This window comes from Lysinibacillus sp. RC79 (genome assembly GCF_041262405.1).
Lineage (GTDB): Bacteria > Bacillota > Bacilli > Bacillales_A > Planococcaceae > Lysinibacillus.
Genome location: NZ_JBGCCD010000027.1, coordinates 53,362 through 73,245, shown reverse-complemented (window position 1 = coordinate 73,245; position 19,884 = coordinate 53,362). Strand labels below are relative to the sequence as shown.

At 35.0% G+C, this 19,884-nt stretch carries 21 protein-coding genes; 12 read left to right on the top strand and 9 right to left on the bottom strand.

Going from position 1 to position 19,884, the window contains the following annotated elements; genetic code table 11:
• Position 1: 1 nt before the first annotated feature.
• The 5 genes from ABH968_RS20735 to ABH968_RS20715 all read left to right on the top strand — a co-directional run bounded on the left by ABH968_RS20735 (position 2) and on the right by ABH968_RS20715 (position 6,176).
• Complete coding sequence (locus ABH968_RS20735; RefSeq protein WP_370047061.1) at positions 2-427, top strand: acyl-CoA thioesterase; 426 nt, start codon at positions 2-4, stop codon at positions 425-427.
• 11 nt (positions 428-438) lie between these two features.
• Positions 439-813, top strand: coding sequence for a DUF423 domain-containing protein (locus ABH968_RS20730; RefSeq protein ID WP_370047060.1), 375 nt, complete (start codon positions 439-441; stop codon positions 811-813).
• A gap of 1,223 nt (positions 814-2,036) precedes the next feature.
• Positions 2,037-3,353: an SPFH domain-containing protein gene (locus ABH968_RS20725; protein ID WP_370047058.1), complete on the top strand. Its 1,317-nt coding sequence runs from the start codon at positions 2,037-2,039 to the stop codon at positions 3,351-3,353.
• A gap of 14 nt (positions 3,354-3,367) precedes the next feature.
• The gene (locus tag ABH968_RS20720; protein WP_370047067.1) at positions 3,368-4,471 is read left to right on the top strand and encodes a TFIIB-type zinc ribbon-containing protein; all 1,104 of its coding nucleotides are present in this window, start codon (positions 3,368-3,370) and stop codon (positions 4,469-4,471) included.
• Positions 4,472-4,970: 499 nt separating this feature from the next.
• A complete protein-coding gene (locus ABH968_RS20715; protein WP_370047056.1) occupies positions 4,971-6,176 on the top strand; it encodes an EAL domain-containing protein in 1,206 nt (401 codons plus the stop codon).
• A gap of 332 nt (positions 6,177-6,508) precedes the next feature.
• On the opposite strand, the gene ABH968_RS20710 is transcribed toward ABH968_RS20715, so the two are convergent.
• The 4 genes from ABH968_RS20710 to ABH968_RS20695 all read right to left on the bottom strand — a co-directional run bounded on the left by ABH968_RS20710 (position 6,509) and on the right by ABH968_RS20695 (position 9,271).
• On the bottom strand, positions 6,509-6,841 hold the full coding sequence (locus ABH968_RS20710) for a hypothetical protein (RefSeq protein WP_370047054.1): 333 nt from the start codon (positions 6,839-6,841) through the stop codon (positions 6,509-6,511).
• Positions 6,842-6,966: 125 nt separating this feature from the next.
• Positions 6,967-7,356: a hypothetical protein gene (locus ABH968_RS20705; RefSeq protein ID WP_370047053.1), complete on the bottom strand. Its 390-nt coding sequence runs from the start codon at positions 7,354-7,356 to the stop codon at positions 6,967-6,969.
• 5 nt (positions 7,357-7,361) lie between these two features.
• Positions 7,362-8,450 carry a hypothetical protein gene (locus ABH968_RS20700; protein ID WP_370047051.1) on the bottom strand — a complete coding sequence of 363 codons (1,089 nt, stop codon included), beginning with the start codon at positions 8,448-8,450 and terminating at the stop codon, positions 7,362-7,364.
• A gap of 479 nt (positions 8,451-8,929) precedes the next feature.
• Positions 8,930-9,271, bottom strand: a complete 342-nt coding sequence (locus ABH968_RS20695) for an ATPase (protein WP_370047049.1) — start codon at positions 9,269-9,271, stop codon at positions 8,930-8,932.
• A 229-nt stretch (positions 9,272-9,500) separates the two neighbouring features.
• On the opposite strand from ABH968_RS20695, the gene ABH968_RS20690 reads away from it, so the two are divergent.
• From ABH968_RS20690 to ABH968_RS20670, 5 genes are all read left to right on the top strand, one after another.
• Positions 9,501-9,839: a hypothetical protein gene (locus tag ABH968_RS20690; RefSeq protein WP_370047047.1), complete on the top strand. Its 339-nt coding sequence runs from the start codon at positions 9,501-9,503 to the stop codon at positions 9,837-9,839.
• A 182-nt stretch (positions 9,840-10,021) separates the two neighbouring features.
• Positions 10,022-10,714, top strand: a complete 693-nt coding sequence (locus ABH968_RS20685) for an SDR family oxidoreductase (protein WP_370047046.1) — start codon at positions 10,022-10,024, stop codon at positions 10,712-10,714.
• A gap of 182 nt (positions 10,715-10,896) precedes the next feature.
• Entirely contained in the window at positions 10,897-11,508 is a 612-nt protein-coding gene (locus tag ABH968_RS20680) for a flavin reductase family protein (protein ID WP_370047044.1), read from the top strand.
• A 205-nt stretch (positions 11,509-11,713) separates the two neighbouring features.
• A complete protein-coding gene (locus ABH968_RS20675; RefSeq protein ID WP_370047042.1) occupies positions 11,714-13,216 on the top strand; it encodes a serine hydrolase domain-containing protein in 1,503 nt (500 codons plus the stop codon).
• 202 nt (positions 13,217-13,418) lie between these two features.
• Entirely contained in the window at positions 13,419-13,811 is a 393-nt protein-coding gene (locus ABH968_RS20670) for a RidA family protein (RefSeq protein ID WP_370047040.1), read from the top strand.
• Between the two features lie 248 nt (positions 13,812-14,059).
• Here the strand turns inward: ABH968_RS20670 and ABH968_RS20665 are convergent, their stop codons facing one another.
• Both ABH968_RS20665 and ABH968_RS20660 read right to left on the bottom strand, forming a co-directional pair.
• On the bottom strand, positions 14,060-15,112 hold the full coding sequence (locus tag ABH968_RS20665) for a DUF418 domain-containing protein (RefSeq protein ID WP_370047038.1): 1,053 nt from the start codon (positions 15,110-15,112) through the stop codon (positions 14,060-14,062).
• A gap of 93 nt (positions 15,113-15,205) precedes the next feature.
• Positions 15,206-16,150: a helix-turn-helix transcriptional regulator gene (locus ABH968_RS20660; protein WP_370047037.1), complete on the bottom strand. Its 945-nt coding sequence runs from the start codon at positions 16,148-16,150 to the stop codon at positions 15,206-15,208.
• A 100-nt stretch (positions 16,151-16,250) separates the two neighbouring features.
• Between ABH968_RS20660 and ABH968_RS20655 the strand changes: the two genes are divergently transcribed.
• The gene (locus tag ABH968_RS20655; RefSeq protein ID WP_370047035.1) at positions 16,251-16,781 is read left to right on the top strand and encodes a dihydrofolate reductase family protein; all 531 of its coding nucleotides are present in this window, start codon (positions 16,251-16,253) and stop codon (positions 16,779-16,781) included.
• Between the two features lie 23 nt (positions 16,782-16,804).
• Here ABH968_RS20655 and ABH968_RS20650 read toward each other — a convergent pair whose 3' ends face one another.
• The gene (locus ABH968_RS20650) at positions 16,805-17,320 is read right to left on the bottom strand and encodes a serine hydrolase (RefSeq protein WP_370047033.1); all 516 of its coding nucleotides are present in this window, start codon (positions 17,318-17,320) and stop codon (positions 16,805-16,807) included.
• Between the two features lie 136 nt (positions 17,321-17,456).
• Positions 17,457-18,116, bottom strand: coding sequence for a serine hydrolase domain-containing protein (locus tag ABH968_RS20645; protein ID WP_370047031.1), 660 nt, complete (start codon positions 18,114-18,116; stop codon positions 17,457-17,459).
• A 202-nt stretch (positions 18,117-18,318) separates the two neighbouring features.
• On the opposite strand from ABH968_RS20645, the gene ABH968_RS20640 reads away from it, so the two are divergent.
• Positions 18,319-18,885: a hypothetical protein gene (locus ABH968_RS20640; protein ID WP_370047030.1), complete on the top strand. Its 567-nt coding sequence runs from the start codon at positions 18,319-18,321 to the stop codon at positions 18,883-18,885.
• Positions 18,886-19,099: 214 nt separating this feature from the next.
• On the opposite strand, the gene ABH968_RS20635 is transcribed toward ABH968_RS20640, so the two are convergent.
• Entirely contained in the window at positions 19,100-19,855 is a 756-nt protein-coding gene (locus tag ABH968_RS20635) for a methyltransferase domain-containing protein (RefSeq protein ID WP_370047028.1), read from the bottom strand.
• Between the last annotated feature and the right edge of the window lie 29 nt (positions 19,856-19,884).

Sequence of the window (19,884 nt, the reverse complement as noted above, 5' to 3'; positions counted from 1 at the left end):
AATGTTTGTTAGTGAGAAACAAGTTGAAATTCGATATGCTGAGACCGACCAAATGGGTGTGGTGTATCATGCGAACTATATCATTTGGATGGAAATAGGTCGCTCGCAGTTAGTAAATGATGCAGGCTATGAGTATGCAGCATTAGAAAAAGATGGTTATGTATCGCCGGTGATGGATTTATCCATTTCGTACAAGGCAGCTATGCAGTATGGCCAAGTGGCAACGGTACGTACATGGGTGGAAAAACACGATCGTCTACGTACAACATATGGCTATGAAATTTTACATGAAGATGGCACGATTGCAGCGACTGCTCAGTCCGTACATATTCTAGCGCACAAAGATACGTTACGTCCGATATCTTTAAGTAAAATCAATCCGGCATGGGATGCGAAATACAAAGAAATCGCACGCGAGACGAAATAGGAGAATCATACATGGAACTTTTATTGGCTATAGGAGCAATTATGGCTTGTCTAGGTGTCGTGCTTGGCGCTTTTGGGGCACATGCACTAAAAGATAAATTTGCGTCACCACACTATGCAGCCATTTGGGAAACTGCAGTGCAATACCATATGTATCATGCATTAGGTTTACTGGGGCTTGGTATTTTATCGAATGATGCCCTTTTAGGAGCTTCTAGTATGCTTTCTTGGGCAGGATATTTAATGTTGGCGGGTATCGTGTTTTTCTCTGGTAGTTTATATGTATTGGCCGTTACAGGTGTGAAAAAGCTTGGAGCGATTACCCCAATCGGCGGTATGTTATTTATCGTTGCCTGGGTGCTTGTGGCTATTTCCGCATGTTCTTAAGAAACACTAAGATCCACTAAAAAATGATATAGTACTTACAATACGAGAGAGGTAGTTCCTATGGAGCTATCTCTTTTTTATAAGGCTCTTTTCTTGAAGATTGTTGCTTTTTTGACCGAAGAAAGAACTAATAGCTGTATTTAACGGAACTGAAAACTAATATAAATATGCCCACAACCATTACAAAAAGGGAAATTTTCTGTAATAATGAAAAGTCTCGGAATTTTTTATTTTGAAAAGCAAGATCAGAAATTATGGAAAATAGAAAAGCTACTAAACAAACCTGCAAGACTCTATTAAGATATGAAGGGTTGTATATAGCAATTACTATAATTGCTATAAATGAAAAGATAAACTGCCTAAAATATTTGCTTTTTAACAGCATTTCATCACCTCTTAATTCTCTTATTGGTACGCTTTTGGTTTTTTTATATAAAAATTTCCTCTTAGAATTGCCGTTTTAACATATGATCTACTACTCAATTTTATTCATCTTTAGCTTTTCTAACACTCAAGTTGATGGGAAATTATCAACCAAGCATCCAGCAATTACTTTATTAACATTCTTAAATGAAAACGCTCATTCTATTATTTCTTTTACTGCCTCTGTTCCATATCCTTTATTTTGTGCTGGAGATATAAATAAGCCCAGTTGGTATACCTTCCGCTGAACTCTTCATATAAATATCTCCACATTAACAAACATCTGCATTAGATTTTATTCAACTTAATCAAGGGAGCAACAATCTATACTAAAACAGCTTTTTATAAAGAAGTTTAAAAAAATGAAACAAATTGTCCTTTTTATGCGTACTACATATTGATTAGATTATTTTATCTTCATTCAGCGGGTGTCTAAACACCCACCGAAATAGATGAACTCAGTCTAAGAACGCCACGTCCTGTGGCAAAGACTGAGTGACCAACATCACGTTGGCCCAAAGCCTCCGGCGGATGTCACGGAATCGGAAAGGAGTCCACATAGGATGTTAGCCTAAAGTCATCGCATCCATGCGATAACGGCTAACTGACCTGCATCGGTGCCGCTGCCGCTACGCTTTCGCGCAAAAAACATCTGTTGCTGCCGCTACGTTAGCACTGCGCTTTCGCACAAAAAACATTTGCAGGCCTAAGCACAAAGCCGAATCCGGACGCAATTATGCCGAGGCATAATTGATATGATAAAATAAGTCTTAGTATATAAGTTGAAGGTGGGAATAAATATGGGTTTATTAAAAGCAGGAGTTGGGGCATTAGCAGGTGTTCTAGAAGATCAATGGCGTGAATATTTCTATTGTGAGTCACTCTCAGCGGATGTTCTTGTGGAGAAGGGGCATAAACGTACTTCAAAACGAGGGTCCAATAAAGGCAATGACAACATTATTAGTAATGGCTCTATTATTGCTATCAATGAAGGGCAATGTATGATGATTGTCGAGCAAGGGAAAGTAGTGGAGTTCTCTGCGGAGTCTGGCGAGTATGTTTATGATACATCAACAGAGCCTTCGATTATGTATGGCAATGATTTGTCTGAAGGCATTATGGAAACATTCAAGCAGATTGGTAAACGCTTCACATTTGGCGGAGAACCTGCAAAAGATCAGCGTGTGTACTATTTTAATAAAAAAGAAATCGTAGGCAATAAATATGGGACACCAGCACCGGTTCCTTTCCGTGTTATCGACCGTAATATCGGCCTAGATATTGATATTGCTATTCGTTGTCATGGCGAATATTCATATAAAATTGTCGATCCATTATTATTCTATACAAATGTATGTGGAAACGTAGAGCGTGAATTTACAAGAGATGCAATCGATAGCCAATTAAAAACGGAGCTGATGACTGCGTTACAGCCGGCTTTCGCACATATTTCAGCAAGTGGGGTACGCTATAGCGAAATTCCTGCACATACGGTTGCTCTTGCAGATGCCCTTAATAAAGTGTTATCAGAGAAATGGCTAGCAACTCGTGGTTTAGCAGTTGTATCCTTTGGCATTAGTTCTTTAAAAGCATCTGAAGAAGATGAAACAATGATTAAACAACTACAACGAAATGCAGTGATGCGTGATCCAGGTATGGCTGCGGCTCAATTAACAGGTGCTCAGGCGGAAGCAATGATTGCAGCAGCTAATAATGATGGCGGAGCAATGGCAGGATTTATGGGCATGAACATGGCGACACAAGCAGGCGGTGTTAATGCAGGACAGCTTTACCAAATGAATGAGCAAAATAAACAGGCAGCCCAGCAAGGTCAACCAGCGACGAACTCGGGCGCATGGAAATGTGCATGTGGCAACGAAAACACTGGTAAATTCTGCTCAAATTGTGGGACACCAAAACCTGCAGAAGAAGGCTGGACTTGTACATGTGGTGCTGTCAACAAAGGTAAATTCTGTAGCGAATGTGGTGCTAAAAAACCTTCAGGAGTATTACAATACGTTTGCGATAAATGTGGTTGGCTGCCAGAAGATCCTGCAAACCCTCCAAAATTCTGTCCAGAATGTGGCGATGTGTTTGATGAGAATGATGTTAAGTAAGGAGATGACTAATGATGCCAACGCAAGATGCTGAAAATGCTAAACAAGTAAAGCTTGATTTTGACGCTGAGTGTCCATCATGTAGTGCATCCATTGAATTTAACCCAGCAACTGGAAAGCTAAAATGTCCTTATTGTGGTTATGAGAATGAAATTGCAGCCCCAGAAAAGCAAGAGGAAAAAGTTGCCCAGGAAATGGATTTTGCAATGGCTGAAGAACGTGGAAATTTTAACTGGGGTGTTGAGAAGAAAACAGTCATTTGTAAATCCTGTGCGGCAGAAACGATTTATGATGCATTACAGGTAGCTGATAGTTGCCCATACTGTGGTTCTAATCAGGTTATGGAGGCTAGTGCTGAAAATACACTAGCACCGAATGGGGTATGCGCATTTGAAATAACAGATAAGCAGGCGGGAGAGAACTTCCAAAGTTGGATTAAGGGAAAATGGTTTACACCGAGAGCAGCAAAAGATAGTGCAAAGCCTGATTCATTTAAAGGGGTTTATCTTCCTTATTGGACTTTTGATACGAAAACAAGTTCAAGATATTCTGCAAGATACGGTAGACATCGTACAGTTACAGATAAAGAGGGAAATACCCGAACTGAAACGGATTGGTATTCCACAAGTGGTTTTTATCAGGAATTTATTGATGATCATTTAATAAGTGCGACAACCCGTTATGATCGAAATATGATGCGAAAAGTAGAACCCTTTAATTTACTCAATAATAAAGCCTATAAACCAGAATATGTAACAGGCTTTTTATCAGAACGCTACAGTATTGGTTTACAGGACGGGTGGAGTCAGGCGAAGAGGGAAATTTCAGATCATCTGAATGCACAAATTACCTCAAAAATACGTTGGGAACATAATGCGGATGTAGTATCCAATGTACATTTCTCAACAACACATGATGATATTACATACAAATATCTAATGTTACCAATTTGGCTTTCTTCATTCCGCTATAAAGAGAAAATTTATCGATTTATGGTAAATGGACAAACAGGTCGAGTAGGTGGGGATGCCCCATTTTCACCACTTCGTGTAACAATTGCTGTCATCTTATCATTAATTACAATTGCTATTATTTGGTATTTCTTTATGTCAGAATAGTCATGAGCAGTATTCCTGTAGGGTATAATCCATACTTTGGAATACTGCTTTTTTACTAAATAATTTGGGGTGGGTGAATGGCTGAATAATTTTTAGGATATAGGATGAAAACCTTTAGTTATCATGGCTTTCACTTTGAATTGTTGCATAAGTTATAATGATAAAGTTTTTTACACAGCAATACATGAAAAATTCAGTGAATGCATGTAGGGTAAAGCAAAAATAAATATGCTTACTTAAGCAACCTATTTTATGGGAAAGTCGTTGTTAGTGATGAATTGACAGAAAAATGTGCTTAAGCACAAGCATTAGTTTTATTAATAAATCAGTTAGGTGGAAGTTTGTTAAATTTCAGGACAGATTTATTCCATAAAATAACGCCATGTGAAGTTGCCAATTTACTTTAAACAAATTATTATACAGTCAGAGAGCTTTTTCATGTAATGAGCTGTGAATGTAATGTTATTCTTGGATAACATCATGTATGGAGGTTTCGACAATGGATGCAATTGAGGTTTTAACAAATTTAGATCAAATACATGGGTATTTTCAACCTATATTTAGCGCGGATGCGCATACGGTGATTGCCTACGAAATTTCCGGACAGTTACAAATCGAGGGTCAACAAATTAATTTAAAAGATTTTGTGAATAACGAAGATATTCCAGAAGAATATCGTATTGACATGGAACATAAAATTTTACACGCTGCATTAGCCGAAGTAGAAGAAATCGGACAGGATATTGATATTTATATTCCAAGTAACCCGAACTTACTGATGCAGGATTTCGGTGAAAGTCATTTTAATATTATTCAACAATATATAAGTGAAGAGGATTTACATCGTATTGTATTAGTTGTTTCTGAGCATCGTTTTTTAGGTGACATTCATAAGTTGCACCATGCAGTACGATACTTTACGACTTTTGGTGTCAAAATTGCCGTTCAGGAAGTAGGAGCGGAGAGTCATTTAGAGCACATTGCTCTATTATCACCACAAATATTAAAGGTCAATATTCGAGACTTGAATTATGATTCTTGGTCTGCACAGTCAGATATGATATCGGCAATAGGTAGCCTCGCTTATAAAATCGGCGCAAATCTCTTATTTGAAGGAATCGAAACTGTTTATCAACTACAGTTTGCTTGGAAGAATGGAGGCCGATTTTATCAGGGCCGATACTTGGCAAACCCTGCATTGATATTCGTAGAGAAGGATATTTTAAAGGAGCGTTTTAAAGAGGAGTGCCAGCAGTTTATTACCTCTGAAAAGAAGATATTAGAGGCGCAATATTTTGAGTTAAAGAAGTTGAGGGAGGAGCTAGAAGCGATTGTCCATCGTGTTAAACCTTCTAGTGACAACATCACACATTTAGAGCATTTAGCGCAGCTATTGGATTGTTATTCGTTCCGAGTATATATTTGTAATGAAGATGGTTTCCAACTATCTCCAAACGTAATGCGTATAGATGGACAGTGGGAGTTGCAGCCAAGAGCCATCAATAAAAACTGGAGTTGGCGTCCGTACTTCCTACAAACAATTATAAAAATGCGCAACGATCAAAGCGGAGAAATCTCAGAGCTTTATCGAGATATCGAGACAGGGGAAATTACAAGAACATTTTCAATTGCTATTAACGAGCATGAGTATTTGTTCGTCGATCTTTCGTATGATTACCTATATGAGCACAATATATTTAGATAGTTCTACAAATGCTTATATATCAAGGTTTAATGGGTACAAGAGAAATAACTTGTACCCCAAAATTGTGTAGAAATGATTAGTTCTATAGCTAAAAAATGAATACATCACGTTCCAACGCTGGTCGGCACTAGTACGTTTTCTACCTTCAATCAATTTTCCTCGGACAGAAAATCGAGTGAAATGCAAATTAGCCTTCAGGAATCGAAAAACTGGTTCTACATCGAATTTTCGTTGTCGATAGATGGCACCCGTTTTTCTTCTGAAAGCTTTGTTCTTAAATATATATTTCAGGGGTACAAAAATAATTTGTACCCCGATTTGTTCTCTATCTATTATTTTAAAGGAATTCCAAGTCCTAAGGCAGAAGCGATCGAGACAATAGAGCTAATAACACCTAGTATACTAGTTAATTTCTCTAATGGTTTTTTAGCTTTCTCTTTATCTCCATTTTCTATATGAGTTTGAAGGAGTTCAAAATTAGCTTCTGCAATCTCTCGTTGTTCCTCTGCTAGGTGTTGAATTTCTTGATGAAGCTGTTGTAAAGCATTGATAATGTCATTAGGCAAGCTAGCTATCCCTTGATTGAGTGTACCATTGTTTTCAATAGTTATATTACCTTTGTTTTCTCCAAAAGTTAAACCACCATATTTACTAGAATCACCCATATAACCATCTCCTAAGATAATAGTAACTTTCCCAAGCTTTGATACTTTATCTAATAATTGATCAGAATTTTCTTTGGCTAAAATATCGATAATTTCTCTTAAACTCTCAGGATTATTTTGATACCTTAACCCGACATTTTCCTTTTTGTTATTAATTTTTTTTTTGAAAAACTTTGTCTGAAATCATCACTTAATTCGATGATTGGAATAGCGTTTAAAGGATCAAAACAATTTTCTGTACCACAATACTTGCAAGTAATGGAATCAAAATTTTCAAGTTCAGATTTATTAGCAGTTAAAATACTTTTATTACATTCCTCGCAGTGAAATTCTAATTGTATAACGAGCGCTTCTTTTTTTTCTAATTCAGATAATGTATCGATAACTACTCCAAGAGGTAAGTTAGTTATTTTTGCAATATAACTATGGTAAAATTTTTCTATTTTACTAATAGCAATTGCCTCAAGTGCATTATCTATTTTTTGAGAAATTTCCCATGGCTTTAAATTGCTCAATACTTTTACCTCGCAGAATAAATTTGGTAAATCAATTTTTCTCTAATATAATCCAATACAGGTTCAGACGCAAATACATTGAACTTAAATGTCTTTGTATTTACGCCGATTCGAATAGAATATTCTTGTTTCACGCCATCAACACTATGTTCAAACAATATGGACCCCTTTTGTTTGGATAGATAAGGTTCTAAATAATTGTATAATGGTAAACCTCGTAGTTCTCTAATACTACCTAATCCTATTGTTTCAAGACCACTTAAAAGTAACAAAGTAAAAGGTGTTGTTTCTAAAATGCCGGTAATATCTTCGCTATTTAAATTTTGCTCTAGAACTGATAATTCACCATTAGTATAGTATTCGTCAATTGCAGAAAGTATACTCACAATTGATTGACCCTGTGTTTCTTCAAATGTATTGACTGATCCTGCTGGTCTACCTGTAGCATCAATAAGCTTTCCTTGAAGAGTATCAGCTAAAGACTCAAGTGTACCACCATATTTCTCTAACAAATCATACTGTTTGAATTCATATTCTTCATCGACAATTTTAGTTAACCAAGCCATAATTTTTTTGGCAACAGCTGAACTTGCTCGCACTTCAATTATTCCCATGTCTTCATCAATATAAACTGTTGTAATTTCGTGCTTAATGTATTCTCTTCGGTTAGCTAAAAAGTAATCAACATTAACACCAGTTCTATGAATAAATCTTAAATAATATGCTTGAGAACCTTTAATTTCAGCAGCGGCAATAATTGTAGGATCAATAGGAATATTTTCGCTAATTGGTGTAACTACTGTTTCGAAAGGGTTAAATGGCATTTTATCAATAATACTTTGTTTAAATCCTATTAAACCAGTATTATTTGTCGCCTGGTACCAAGCTAAAGAAACTGCTCCAGAGAAAATATTATTGCTGATCATTTTAAGTACGTCGCCATCTAAATGCTCAAAAGCGTCCCACACTCTACTTGCTAATTCATCTACATTGCCAGTTGATTCTAAAGTCATTTTATTACAAATCTCTTTTAGTTGAGTTTTGTTTAATCTATTCAAGTCTTGGGGGAAAATTAAAGATTTAATTGTATTCATTTAACACCCTCCAGAATTATATTCTGTATTCGATGAAATTATGTCGTTTTATTAATAAATATAATAGTATATGTTTGGAATACCCAAAAAATGACATAAAAGTGTTGATTGACATGGAAGTATGAATGAATTGGAACTTATATGCGTCGAAAAGAATAAAATTAGTGTAGTTCTTTATTCTTATTTTGCGTCTAAGGTTTTTGAAAGAAATAACTACTACTTATTGGGGGAGTGAGCTTTCGGGTGTCATCTTCAATTCTTTTTGTGAAAAGTGAATAGAGCGGGGGAATTATTAAATTGAGAAGTGTCTTGATCAGGGGAGAACAAAGTAATTGAATTAAGATTCTCAACTTGTTACTTAAGTATTCAGCATTGTGTAAATGGGGGTACAAAGGAGAAGTTTAATCTCAAATGTACCCCACTTGATTTTCCTTTAAATACTTTAAACGGAGAATGTTAGTAAAGATTTATTCCTACAATTAAAGAATCTCCGTTAATTCTGAATTCACAAACCTTTGGTCAGTAATTAGAACGCCTAAAGCTGTTCTTCCGTATACACTATATAATCCGCCAGTTTGATTAGGAACGATTTCAACTTCATATTGAGCCGAATTTCCTACACTTGGAGTTACAAAAGTAGAAGCATTGGCATTTGCGCTAAATGCAGTTGTTGATAGTAATTGTCTTGAACCGTTAAGTCTAAAAACTCTTACTACTCCAGTTAGTAAATCTCCAGTTAGATTGAAAATTTTGATACGAACGCTAGCTGCATTAGCGGATTGATTTCCTGTATTTTCAATTGGACCAGTAGTTAAAGGCAATTATTCACCTCCTTCAAAATAAAAGATTTATAATCTGCAGATTACATACTCATAGTAATCAGCATCTATTGAAATGCTCTAAACGTATTAATCAAGTTTCTATAAAAATGTAGAAATTGATTAATAGAACTATTTAAATCTTTCTGCTTTAGCAAGTGATTGAGCTATTACTTTCAACCTTTCAGGAGTATCTCCTATATTCTCTCTACTATTTTAATGATGGTGTATTATGGATATATTTGAAACTTCTAGAATAACTTCACGTCTAAGGAAATATGGAGGTGAAAATATTTTGAGGAAGATAGTTACAATATTGTGTATATCCTTGATTTTGATAATGAGCGGATGTAATCATAATTCGATACCAAAAATTTCAGAAGAACAGGCAAAATCACTTGTGTTAAAAAGCCACGCAATAAACATTGGTAAAGTTGAAATTAAGTCAGTTAGTCATAAAGGAAACGAGTATATTGTTAAATGGGAAAATAAAGAAAACTGTGAGAACGGAACGGACTATATTAATGACGAAAACGGCAAAATAATAAATGGTGAAACCTCAATATGTTAATTTCACTTGAAATAAACCCTAAGTTATTGCGCGTTATAAGAGTGACTGAAATCGATAACAATACGTGCAACGCTTCTCGATGCTTTATTAAATAGGGCAGGGATAATGATACAATTCAACGATCCTCATATTGATAGGAGTTTCTATTCTGGTATAATTAACTGAGAGAGAGGATGATCAATATGAGCAAAAATATCGTTGTTATAACAGGGGCTGGCAGTGGTTTAGGTGCAGCACTTGCTAAAAAATATTCGTCTTTAGGCAATCACATTTGTTTACTCGGTCGAACGAAATCAAAGCTTGAGAATACGGCTAAAACTTTAACCGATAGCTATTCTATTTATGAGGTTGATGTTACTTCGAAACAAATGGTCGCTAAAGTAATTCATTCTATACAAGAGGATTTTGGATCAATTCAGTTACTAATTAATAATGCTGGTGTTGGCTATTTTGATATTGCTGAAAACTTGAATGAGGAATCAGTCCATCAAATGATTGATATTAACCTAAAAGGAACCATTTTTTGCACACAAGAAGTGCTAAATGGTATGAAAGAACGAAATGAAGGAACAATCGTCAATATCGTTTCTACAGCTGGTCTAGAAGGAAAAGTAACGGAGTCTGTTTATTGTGCTAGTAAATTTGGTGTACGAGGATTTACAGAGAGTCTAGCACTAGAATTAAACGAAACTTCTATTCATGTATGTGCTGTTTATATGGGTGGTATGAGAACAGAATTTTGGGACGGGATATTTACTGAGGAAAAAACTAAGACATTAATGGATCCTAATGATATCGCGGATATTATTATGGAAAATATTAAACCAAGAAAATCGTTAGCTGTAACTGAAGTTGTTATTAAAAATAAACGATAACGAAAAGGGTATGACCAGGCACTGCAATTAATGTTGAGCCTGGTCATTTTCTATTTCATTTAATAGTTCGATAAAATTACTAAGATACAGTAAATGTCTTAAAACGCAATCCATATTTCGATGAAAATTGAAATATTTATCTTGTACTATGAAAATTGATAGTACGGATAGGAGGAGATAAAATGACTCAAATTGCTAATACAGAAATGATTAATCCAAAAATTCTATACTATGGGACACCTGTGATATTATTATCTACACTAAATGAAGATGGCACAGTAAATATTAGCCCTCTTTCATCATCATGGGCGTTAGGAGATTGTATTATTTTAGGAATTGGGCTTGGGGGAAAGGCTATTGAAAATTTAGAACGACATCCTGAATGTGTCATTAATATCCCAGATCCTTCATTATGGGAGAATGTAGAAAAATTAGCTCCTTTTACAGGAAAAAACCCCGTTCCTGAATATAAGAGAGCGAATGGATTTACATTTGAAAAAGAAAAATATGAAATTAGTAATTTAACGCCAACCGAGTCTAAATCAGTAAAACCTACAAGAATTGCAGAGTGTCCAATTCAACTTGAGGCAAGAGTAAAACATATTCGAATCCCTGAATATGCTCCCTTTTTTGCCATTGTTGAGACACAAGTAATACATGTACATGCTCATAAGGAAATTATAGTTGAAGAAAATTATATTGATCCAAATAAATGGAGCCCACTTATTTATAATTTCCGTCATTATTTTGGACTTGGACACCAGCTGGGTAAATCTTTTAGAGCAGAAATTTAAATCCTAATTGCTATCATTAACAAAGATCAGTTCTCTTTTTTAGAATGGGAATCTGGTCTTTTTGTGTTTATTAAGATTCTAAGTTACAAAACTGTCATGTTGTGATGTTTTTAGTCATGAAAAACAATGGTTGTGGTATTAATTCCTTGTTATAGTTAAATTAAGGAATTATATAACCTTGTACCCAGCTTAAAGGAGACATGAAATGAAACCATCATTAAAAATCTATATGCTTATAATTGCTATGATTGTAGCCTTTTATAGTTTAACGTCAACAATCGTAAATGCAGATTCAACTGAAAAAATTCAAAAGATTGATCAATTTGTTAAAGAGCAAAAGGCGATTAGTAAAATTCCAGGGATATCGTTAGTAATTGTAGAGAAGGGGAAAACGGTTTATGAAAAAGGCTTTGGATATGCCGATGTTCAGTCAAAAACACCAGTTACCTCTAATACATTATTTGAACTAGGATCTACATCGAAAGCATTTACAGGATTAGCAATTCTACAATTGGAAAGGGAAGGCTTACTAAAACGTTCTGATGATGTCCGAAAGTATATCCCATGGTTAAAGTTAAAATATAATGGGAAGCTTCAGTCAATTACTATTAATCAGTTACTGTATCATACAAGTGGAATAGCTACTAACACAATATCTAATATCCCAAAAAGCAACGAACCGAATGCTCTTGAGTTGACGGTGAAAAAATTGCTTGATCAGCCATTAAATAGACAACCAGGTAGCTCATTTGAATACGCAACAATCAATTATGATGTTTTGGGACTCGTTATTGAAAAGGTTTCAAAACAACCCTTTGATACGTATATCAAACAGCAAATATTAAAGCCAATCTCTATGAATGATACATTTGTTGGAATTCATCAAGTTAAATCTAATGAGATGGCCACGGGATATAAAATAGGACTGATGAGAGAGCAGGAATATACACCACCGATCTACCGTGGAAATGTACCTGCAGGATATGTAATAAGTAACACAAGCGATATAGCAAAATGGTTAAAGCTACAGTTAGGAAATAGCCAAATTGATTCGATTGATTATAAAATTATTCAAGAATCGCATATCCCAGATCAATCTGTAGAGCCTTTCGATAAGGACACATACTATGCAAGTGGTTGGGGAGTTATGGGAAAAGAAGAACAATATATATTCCATGCTGGTGAAAATCCAACATTCTCATCTTATTTCGTCATGCAGCCCGATGAACAATTAGGAGTAGCCGTATTATCCAATATGAACTCGAGCTATACAACTGCGATAGGGCAAGGTGTGATAGATTTGTGGGAAGGGAAAACGGTAAATACTATTCATACTGACATCTTTCAGAATTTGGATAAAATTATTTCACTTATATGTGTTATTGTTGTAGGCTTGGGGATGTTTTTAAGTATTCTATTGCTTACAACCTTAAGGGAAATTGTTAAAAAACAACGAATTAGAGTATCTTTAAATATAAAAAGAACTTTTTTATTAATCTTTCATTCTTTAAGTGTTGCAATAATTTTTGCACTTATCATTATGTTCCCGAAACTATTACCAGAGAGATCGAATTGGGAGTTTATTACAGTATGGGGTCCAACCTCAATCACTGTGTTATTTTATAGTGTTATAGTGTCAGCTGTGATTTATTGTTTATTGGGATTAGTGAAGATATTCACCAAAAAGGAAAAAGAAATAAAAATGTAGAGATTTGATTATTTTATGAAAAACATGGTAATATGAAAATAACTTTAGGTGAAAGGGGAGAATCCAAATGAAAAAAAGATCATTACGTTTTTTAAGTATGGGTATTGGGTTCTCAACTGCTGTTTTTTTCTAAAATTAAGTTTATAGGGACGAGTCTGCCCTTTTTTTAGAAAAATAAATAAAAACCTAGAGGAGATTAACCATGAACAATAAAATAACACGTAAAAATCCAATCCAAGTACCTAGCCCTGTTGGCAATTATAGCCATCTTACAATACTTCCAAAGGATGCAACAATATACGCATTATCTGGACAAATTGGAGTTGGGGTAAACGGGGAAATGCCATCATCACTTACAGAGCAGGTTAAGAATACTTTTAAAAATATTCAATTAATATTGGAGGCAGAGGGACTTAACGCAGACAATGTGGTGAAAGCTAATATTTGGGCAACTGAAGAAATAGATTGGGATGACTTCGATCAACAATGGGAAACGATGTTTGGAAATCCTTATCCTTCTATGACGATAGCTTATATTACTGCTTTAGGACTCCCTGATATTAAATTGGAAATAGATATTTGGGCTGCTAAATAAGCTGAGTAACCGACAAAATCTTAATGATTTTGTCGGTTTTTTTTATTACGCAATTTTCGAGGCATTTGAAAAGAAAAAAGGTCACTTTTCCTAAGAAAAGTGACCAAAAAATAAAATTTAATGATGGGGGTGTGTTTCTTGCCCATTGTATGAGCAAGTTGGAAGCGAATTAGGTACATTACTATATTATGAAGAATAAAAGCTTTCTGTTAGGCGTTCGCCATTTACTAAAATTATACAGTTTCTACTTAGTGGCGTTCCTTAGAATTTGTAGAAGTTTTTAACAATGAAGGTACTGTCCAATAAGTACCCATGCGCCACAACCATTCTAATGGACCGAATTTAAAGAATTTCATCCAAACCTTACTAAATAATAATTGGAAAATGTATATGCCTATGCAAATCCAAAGAGATTGGATAAAACGAATGTTGTCAATAAGGTTAAAGGCATTGCCAATTAGTAAGATTAGCGCTGTTTGTCCTAAATAATTTGTTAATGCCATTCGGCCATAGGCATTTAACGGTGAAAGCAATTTCTGGCTTAAAGGATGTTGTAGTAAAATTATTAAAAATCCTACATAAAATGCCGATACAAATGGGCTAAATTGAAGCCCGATTAATGAAAATTTTTCAATGTTTGTCACATGTTCTGTAAATTCACCCTCTGTCATATTGTCAACGTTCACCATTGCCTCTGGGACATAATGCCATTGATACAGCAAGCCACCTATGCTAATAATGAACATTATAACTGTAAAGATAAATATGCTTTTACGATTGTCATTGATCTTTTCAAAAATTCGATACTGCCCAGCAGCTAATCCCAGTAAAATAAGTGGAAACGGCATAACAATTTTGATGCCATAATAAGCAGTTACCCCTAATAGTATAAGTCCTATAGTTACGTTTATTTCCTTGCGAACTTTATAAAATGGTAACGCAATTAGCCCAAATATTGCATAGATAGTTAAAGCTTCTCCAGGTTGAAAATAAAAATGTACAAGCCCGATTAACAATAATATAATCATTCTTCTAATAAACAATAGATAGGCGTTTTCATTTTTAGCTATTGCACGGGAAATAAAAATATAAAAGCCTACACCAAATAAAAATGAAAAAATCGAGAAAAACTTACCTTCCACAAATAATATTAAAAATCTATGATATGCAATATCTATAGATGTGTCCGGTGTATTAATCCATAATAATGCCGAAATATTTACTAAAATAATTCCTAATAAAGCAAATCCTCTTAAATAATCTAATGTATCAATTCGTTTGTTTAATTCAATTGGTTGCATTTTCTCTCCTCCTTACTCACAAAGTATAAGGAAATTGTCCATAAAGTAGTAACGATGAATGTTACGCCAATCTTACAAAATCGTCATATAGCATTAATCATTTTCTGGATAATTAGATAAAATGTCTTTTGCCTGCTGTCTTAAAATATTGATTAATTCTTTTGGTTCTTCAATTTGAGCATGCATGCCAAGTCGATAGAAGAGGGGGCTAATAAAATTAAGCTCACCTTTGTCTATAATAGAATCAATATAACCTGTGCCATCTTCTTTTATAACGACAAAATCTTCAAGGTTTGGATCGCTTTTGCATTGGCGTACACCTTCTCTGGACAATAGAACATGTAAACGAATAGGTTGTTTATTTTCATATGTGCTGCCAAACCACTCCTCTAAATTTAAAAATTCCTCTTTGTATTCTTCGCTTTCTACGATGGAAAGAATTCGATCTACACGAAACAATAATATTTTTTGTTTAGTGAAATCAAAGGCGGGCATATACCACAACCCATCATGAGCATAAACACCAATTGGATGAATATGTTTCGTTGTTGTACCAGATTTGGATTCATATTGAATATGTAGATTTTTGTTTTCAATGGCTGCCTCTAAAACTGCTTTCAATAAAGGTGTTTCAATCGCTCGTTTAGGATTCCAAAACGCAATGTAGGATTGAAGTTTATCCACTTTCTGCTTCGCCTCCTCCTGAAGAGAGCTATAAAGCTTATGAGAAGCGGATTTAATCTCCGTATTAAAGGGTAAATCACGATAATAATGCAGTGATTGAAACGCAAAGAAAATCGAAACTACTTCATCTTCTGTAAATAAAATAGGGGGAAGAAGTCGGCTCGTTAGGACAGAATAGCCACCGTTTCGTCCTTGTTCAGCGTAAATAGGCAAGCCCATATCACTTAAATCTAAAATATATCGATGAACCGTGCGAATCGATATATTGAATTCATCAGCAACTTCCTGTGCAGTAAATTTCTTTTTCGCACTAACAAACAGGAGGATATCTAATAAACGTTTTGCTTTTGACATTTTCTCACCTTTTCTTTTAATCGTGACAGTAGTTGTCATGTTTTATGTATATTATAGATATTGTTCATGAGTTTTACAAAAGGGAAAAGGAGATGACGTTATGTCACGAGAAATCATTTTATATATTGCGACTAGTTTGGATGGATTTATTGCGAAAGAGAATGATGATTTACAATGGTTAGAAGAAACAGAGGGGGAAGGGGATGCTGGTTATTCCGACATGTATCAATCTATCGATACTATTATTATGGGAAAAAGAACGTATGATTACGTTGTTGACCATATTGAGTCTTTTCCATATCCCGATAAGAAATGTTATGTATTCACAGCATCCGAAAGTGGTAAAAACGAACATGTTGAGTTTGTGAATGAAGATGTAGTAGCGTTTACGAAAAAAATAAGGGAACAGGAAGGAACTAAAATTTGGATGGTTGGCGGAGCGGGAATTCTTGATGCCTTTATGAAAGAGCAGTTAATAGATGAATTAATTATTACGATTACGCCGCATCTTTTAGGCTCTGGAATTCCATTGTTTAAGGATCATAATCCATATCAAGATTTGAAGTTAGTCAATACACAACGCTATGGGCAAATGGTGCAAATGCATTATAAGGTGAAGAAAGAGGCTTGATGTTCCAGCCTCTTTTTCTGTTATTAGTAAAGTGCATGATAGATTTCACCCATGATTCCCTTCATTTGATGCATACCTGTATCAGTATTAGTCATTATAACTATCCCTTTTTCGAGGTATGGATAGGCTACTAGCATACATTGAAACCCAACACCCCAGCCAAGAGAGGAAAATTCGAGCTTCTCGTCCGTGCCATCTAGAAATACGCCAAGGCCCGTCCATTCCTTACATCCCTGTGAGCGGAACAGTTCTTTTACTAGTTTTGTAGTAACGCCGATTTTACTTTGCCCTTTGATAGCATTCATAATATCCAGTAATAATTTTGTTAAATCACTAGGAGTAGTCCATATACCACAAGCTGCAATATAAGGATAAATAGAATATTTCCCTGGAATTAAAGCTCCGTATTGATCATGGCCACATGCAAAGTTATCCATATTTGATGTTGAAAGAGAGGTAGAAAATGTACTGTTTGTCATGTCCAATGGTTTAAAAATAAATGTATGTATTTCGCAAATGAAAATTGAGCCACTTCGCAATTGAACAGGCAATCCATTTCAGTGGACAAGTTAAATGTCATAGCATATTTTTCGGTGGGCTTTACATGGAGCCTCTGCGGGCATAATTCGCACTTTAAAGGCGTAGTATCAGTAATTTAACGCCCGTACAAGGGTATCATGCCCGCCACTCCAAATAAAGCCGAGGTGTTCTTCTGGAAAAGACAGGTAGTGTAAAGTGGCTCACTGGCTCAGTTAACAATTGGCTCAAAATTGGGTTGCGATATACAAATGTATCCATGAGATGCGAAAAAGGTTTTTGCGTTATATCTTCTATTAATAATTGAATAAGACAAAAGCCTGCATCAGAATAGTGAAATTCACTTTCAGGCTCAACAGTCACTTCAATTGAAGTATCACAATAAGGAGTTTTACCATTCAATATTTCTACCATGGATGGCATTGCATTGATTGATCCTACTTCCATAAAACTGCCTTCAGGGTTTACAATACCAGATTGATGACTTAGTAGATTGCGTAATGTAACCTTTTTATGCTTTGTAAATGGATTGTCAGGAACCTTCCATGAAACTAATTTTTTATTGACATCTTCATCTAAGTCTATGATTCCTTGTTCTACCAATTTCATCACTAAAACGCTTGTTAGAAATTTACTTATTGAACAAGCGTTGAAAATGGAATTCTGATTAATGTTTTTATCGGTACCTGCTTCAAGAACTCCGAAATGATCCGTCTTACTGATTTTTCCCTTTTCTATAGCTACTAGACTTAGGCCAGCTATACGGTAATGCTCCATGCGTTCACGAATGTTTATCATCTACTTATCTCCTAATTTTTTCTTAATTATAACAGATTGGTGAAACGTATGTTTGTGTTTTTGATTTTATTTTAAGGCTGTTTTCTCAAAGATTGTTGTTATTGAACTAACTAGGTAGTTTAGTGCAGGAAATTAAATGGTTTTTTTAGGTAAAATATAGATAAATTTTGTATAGGATTTTTCAACTGTAGGAGGAGCCGATATGAAGTTAATGAAAATAGCATATACAGGATTATTTGTAAGTGTTTTATTAACGGGATGTGCAAAGGAAGAAACTAAAATTGAAGAAGTAAAACCGGAAGAAACTAAAGTCAACAACGCGAAGGTGTGGAAGGACGTTTCAACTCCTGAAGGCTTCAACGATTATGGAATCGAACCAACGTTAGAAGCTTGGATTGCCTATCACGCCGAAGATATTACCAAAACAACCGACGTGAACGAATATTATCCGAAGGCAGATCGACTCACTTCGGAAATGAAATATTTTCGGGTTCAAGGCGACGACCTTCAAAAGGACTTTGAAAATCTGAATGTGCTTCAAATTTGGATGGGACATCTTGTTTATGTTTTATCGAGACAGGACACGCTAGAGCCTGATAGGGCAAAGTTCAATGACGACTTAAAAAAGTCTTTTAAGTATTTCACTGAATTACTACATGATCTCGACATTGTAATAAATTACGATGGAAAGAGCGAAACATTCGGGCTCACACACCAATTAGACGGGAACAAGGTTAAAGAATTGGAATCGTACCTCTATGTAAATTAACGAGTTTTGAGGTCACTTCAAAGGGTGTGTTATATTCAAGGTCTATGTCTCTATATAAACGATTTAACATAAATTCAGTTTAGTATTTATAAAGGGGTTTTAATTGAAGTAGGATTTACTGAAACTCAAAAGACAAAGAGCAAGTTAACCTACAAAATGTGTAGAATCAACTTGCTCTTTATGTTTTAACAGCAACAATCTATACGAAAACAGCCTATTTTAATAACCGTGTGTGTATAATCATAGCCGGACTATCTTTTGTGAATTCACTTTTTTTCCAAGAACCGTATATGTGTAACAATTCGAACCCATTTTGTTCTAATAGCCTCTTCATTTCCATTGGATATGTATAGCGAAGTCGAATTGAATCTTCGAAAATAGCGTGTTCTAGCTTATTTATAGAGCGGCAAGTTAAGATTTGTGTGATAGGGTCATATTCTTCACGATGCTGAATAGTTAGTTTTTCACCTTTGCTATTGACTGAACTTTCTTCGTATTCATCCACGATAGCCAGTTCGCTTAGAAGAGCATTTCTCGTATCGAATAAAAATTCTCCACCTGGATGTAAGTGCTTTTTGACGGATTGGAATAAACCATTTTGACTATCATTACTTAGAAAATGTTGAAATGCATTTCCTGTCATATAGATGAAATTTGATGAAATAGGTAGTTGAAGCTGCGTGCAATCTTGCGCAGTAAAATGTACGTGTACATTCTGTTTTTTCGCTTTTTCAATTGCCAATTGAAGCATCCCTTCATGGATATCTACTGCATAAACATTGAATCCTTGCTTGGCTAGCGGAATAGCTAATCGACCTGTGCCACAGGCTAATTCAATTATCGTATCGCTATTCTTCTTGAGATGATTTTCAATAAAATATAAATCCACGTTATAATTTTCATGAAGTACATCATATTCAATAGGGTTTTTATATTTCTCTAAATTTCCACTAAACTCATTTTGATACATACAATTCGCTCCTTTAACTTTATCTTAAA

Coding starts and splice junctions, on each gene's coding strand:
- ABH968_RS20710 (WP_370047054.1), bottom strand. CDS start 6,841: ATGGGTGATTCTAGTAAATATGGTGGTTTAACTTTTGGAGAAAACAAA.
- ABH968_RS20735 (WP_370047061.1), top strand. CDS start 2: ATGTTTGTTAGTGAGAAACAAGTTGAAATTCGATATGCTGAGACCGAC.
- ABH968_RS20680 (WP_370047044.1), top strand. CDS start 10,897: ATGACTCAAATTGCTAATACAGAAATGATTAATCCAAAAATTCTATAC.
- ABH968_RS20685 (WP_370047046.1), top strand. CDS start 10,022: ATGAGCAAAAATATCGTTGTTATAACAGGGGCTGGCAGTGGTTTAGGT.
- ABH968_RS20675 (WP_370047042.1), top strand. CDS start 11,714: ATGAAACCATCATTAAAAATCTATATGCTTATAATTGCTATGATTGTA.
- ABH968_RS20700 (WP_370047051.1), bottom strand. CDS start 8,450: ATGAATACAATTAAATCTTTAATTTTCCCCCAAGACTTGAATAGATTA.
- ABH968_RS20715 (WP_370047056.1), top strand. CDS start 4,971: ATGGATGCAATTGAGGTTTTAACAAATTTAGATCAAATACATGGGTAT.
- ABH968_RS20670 (WP_370047040.1), top strand. CDS start 13,419: ATGAACAATAAAATAACACGTAAAAATCCAATCCAAGTACCTAGCCCT.
- ABH968_RS20655 (WP_370047035.1), top strand. CDS start 16,251: ATGTCACGAGAAATCATTTTATATATTGCGACTAGTTTGGATGGATTT.
- ABH968_RS20645 (WP_370047031.1), bottom strand. CDS start 18,116: ATGATAAACATTCGTGAACGCATGGAGCATTACCGTATAGCTGGCCTA.
- ABH968_RS20640 (WP_370047030.1), top strand. CDS start 18,319: ATGAAGTTAATGAAAATAGCATATACAGGATTATTTGTAAGTGTTTTA.
- ABH968_RS20725 (WP_370047058.1), top strand. CDS start 2,037: ATGGGTTTATTAAAAGCAGGAGTTGGGGCATTAGCAGGTGTTCTAGAA.
- ABH968_RS20690 (WP_370047047.1), top strand. CDS start 9,501: ATGGATATATTTGAAACTTCTAGAATAACTTCACGTCTAAGGAAATAT.
- ABH968_RS20665 (WP_370047038.1), bottom strand. CDS start 15,112: ATGCAACCAATTGAATTAAACAAACGAATTGATACATTAGATTATTTA.
- ABH968_RS20635 (WP_370047028.1), bottom strand. CDS start 19,855: ATGTATCAAAATGAGTTTAGTGGAAATTTAGAGAAATATAAAAACCCT.
- ABH968_RS20730 (WP_370047060.1), top strand. CDS start 439: ATGGAACTTTTATTGGCTATAGGAGCAATTATGGCTTGTCTAGGTGTC.
- ABH968_RS20660 (WP_370047037.1), bottom strand. CDS start 16,150: ATGTCAAAAGCAAAACGTTTATTAGATATCCTCCTGTTTGTTAGTGCG.
- ABH968_RS20720 (WP_370047067.1), top strand. CDS start 3,368: ATGCCAACGCAAGATGCTGAAAATGCTAAACAAGTAAAGCTTGATTTT.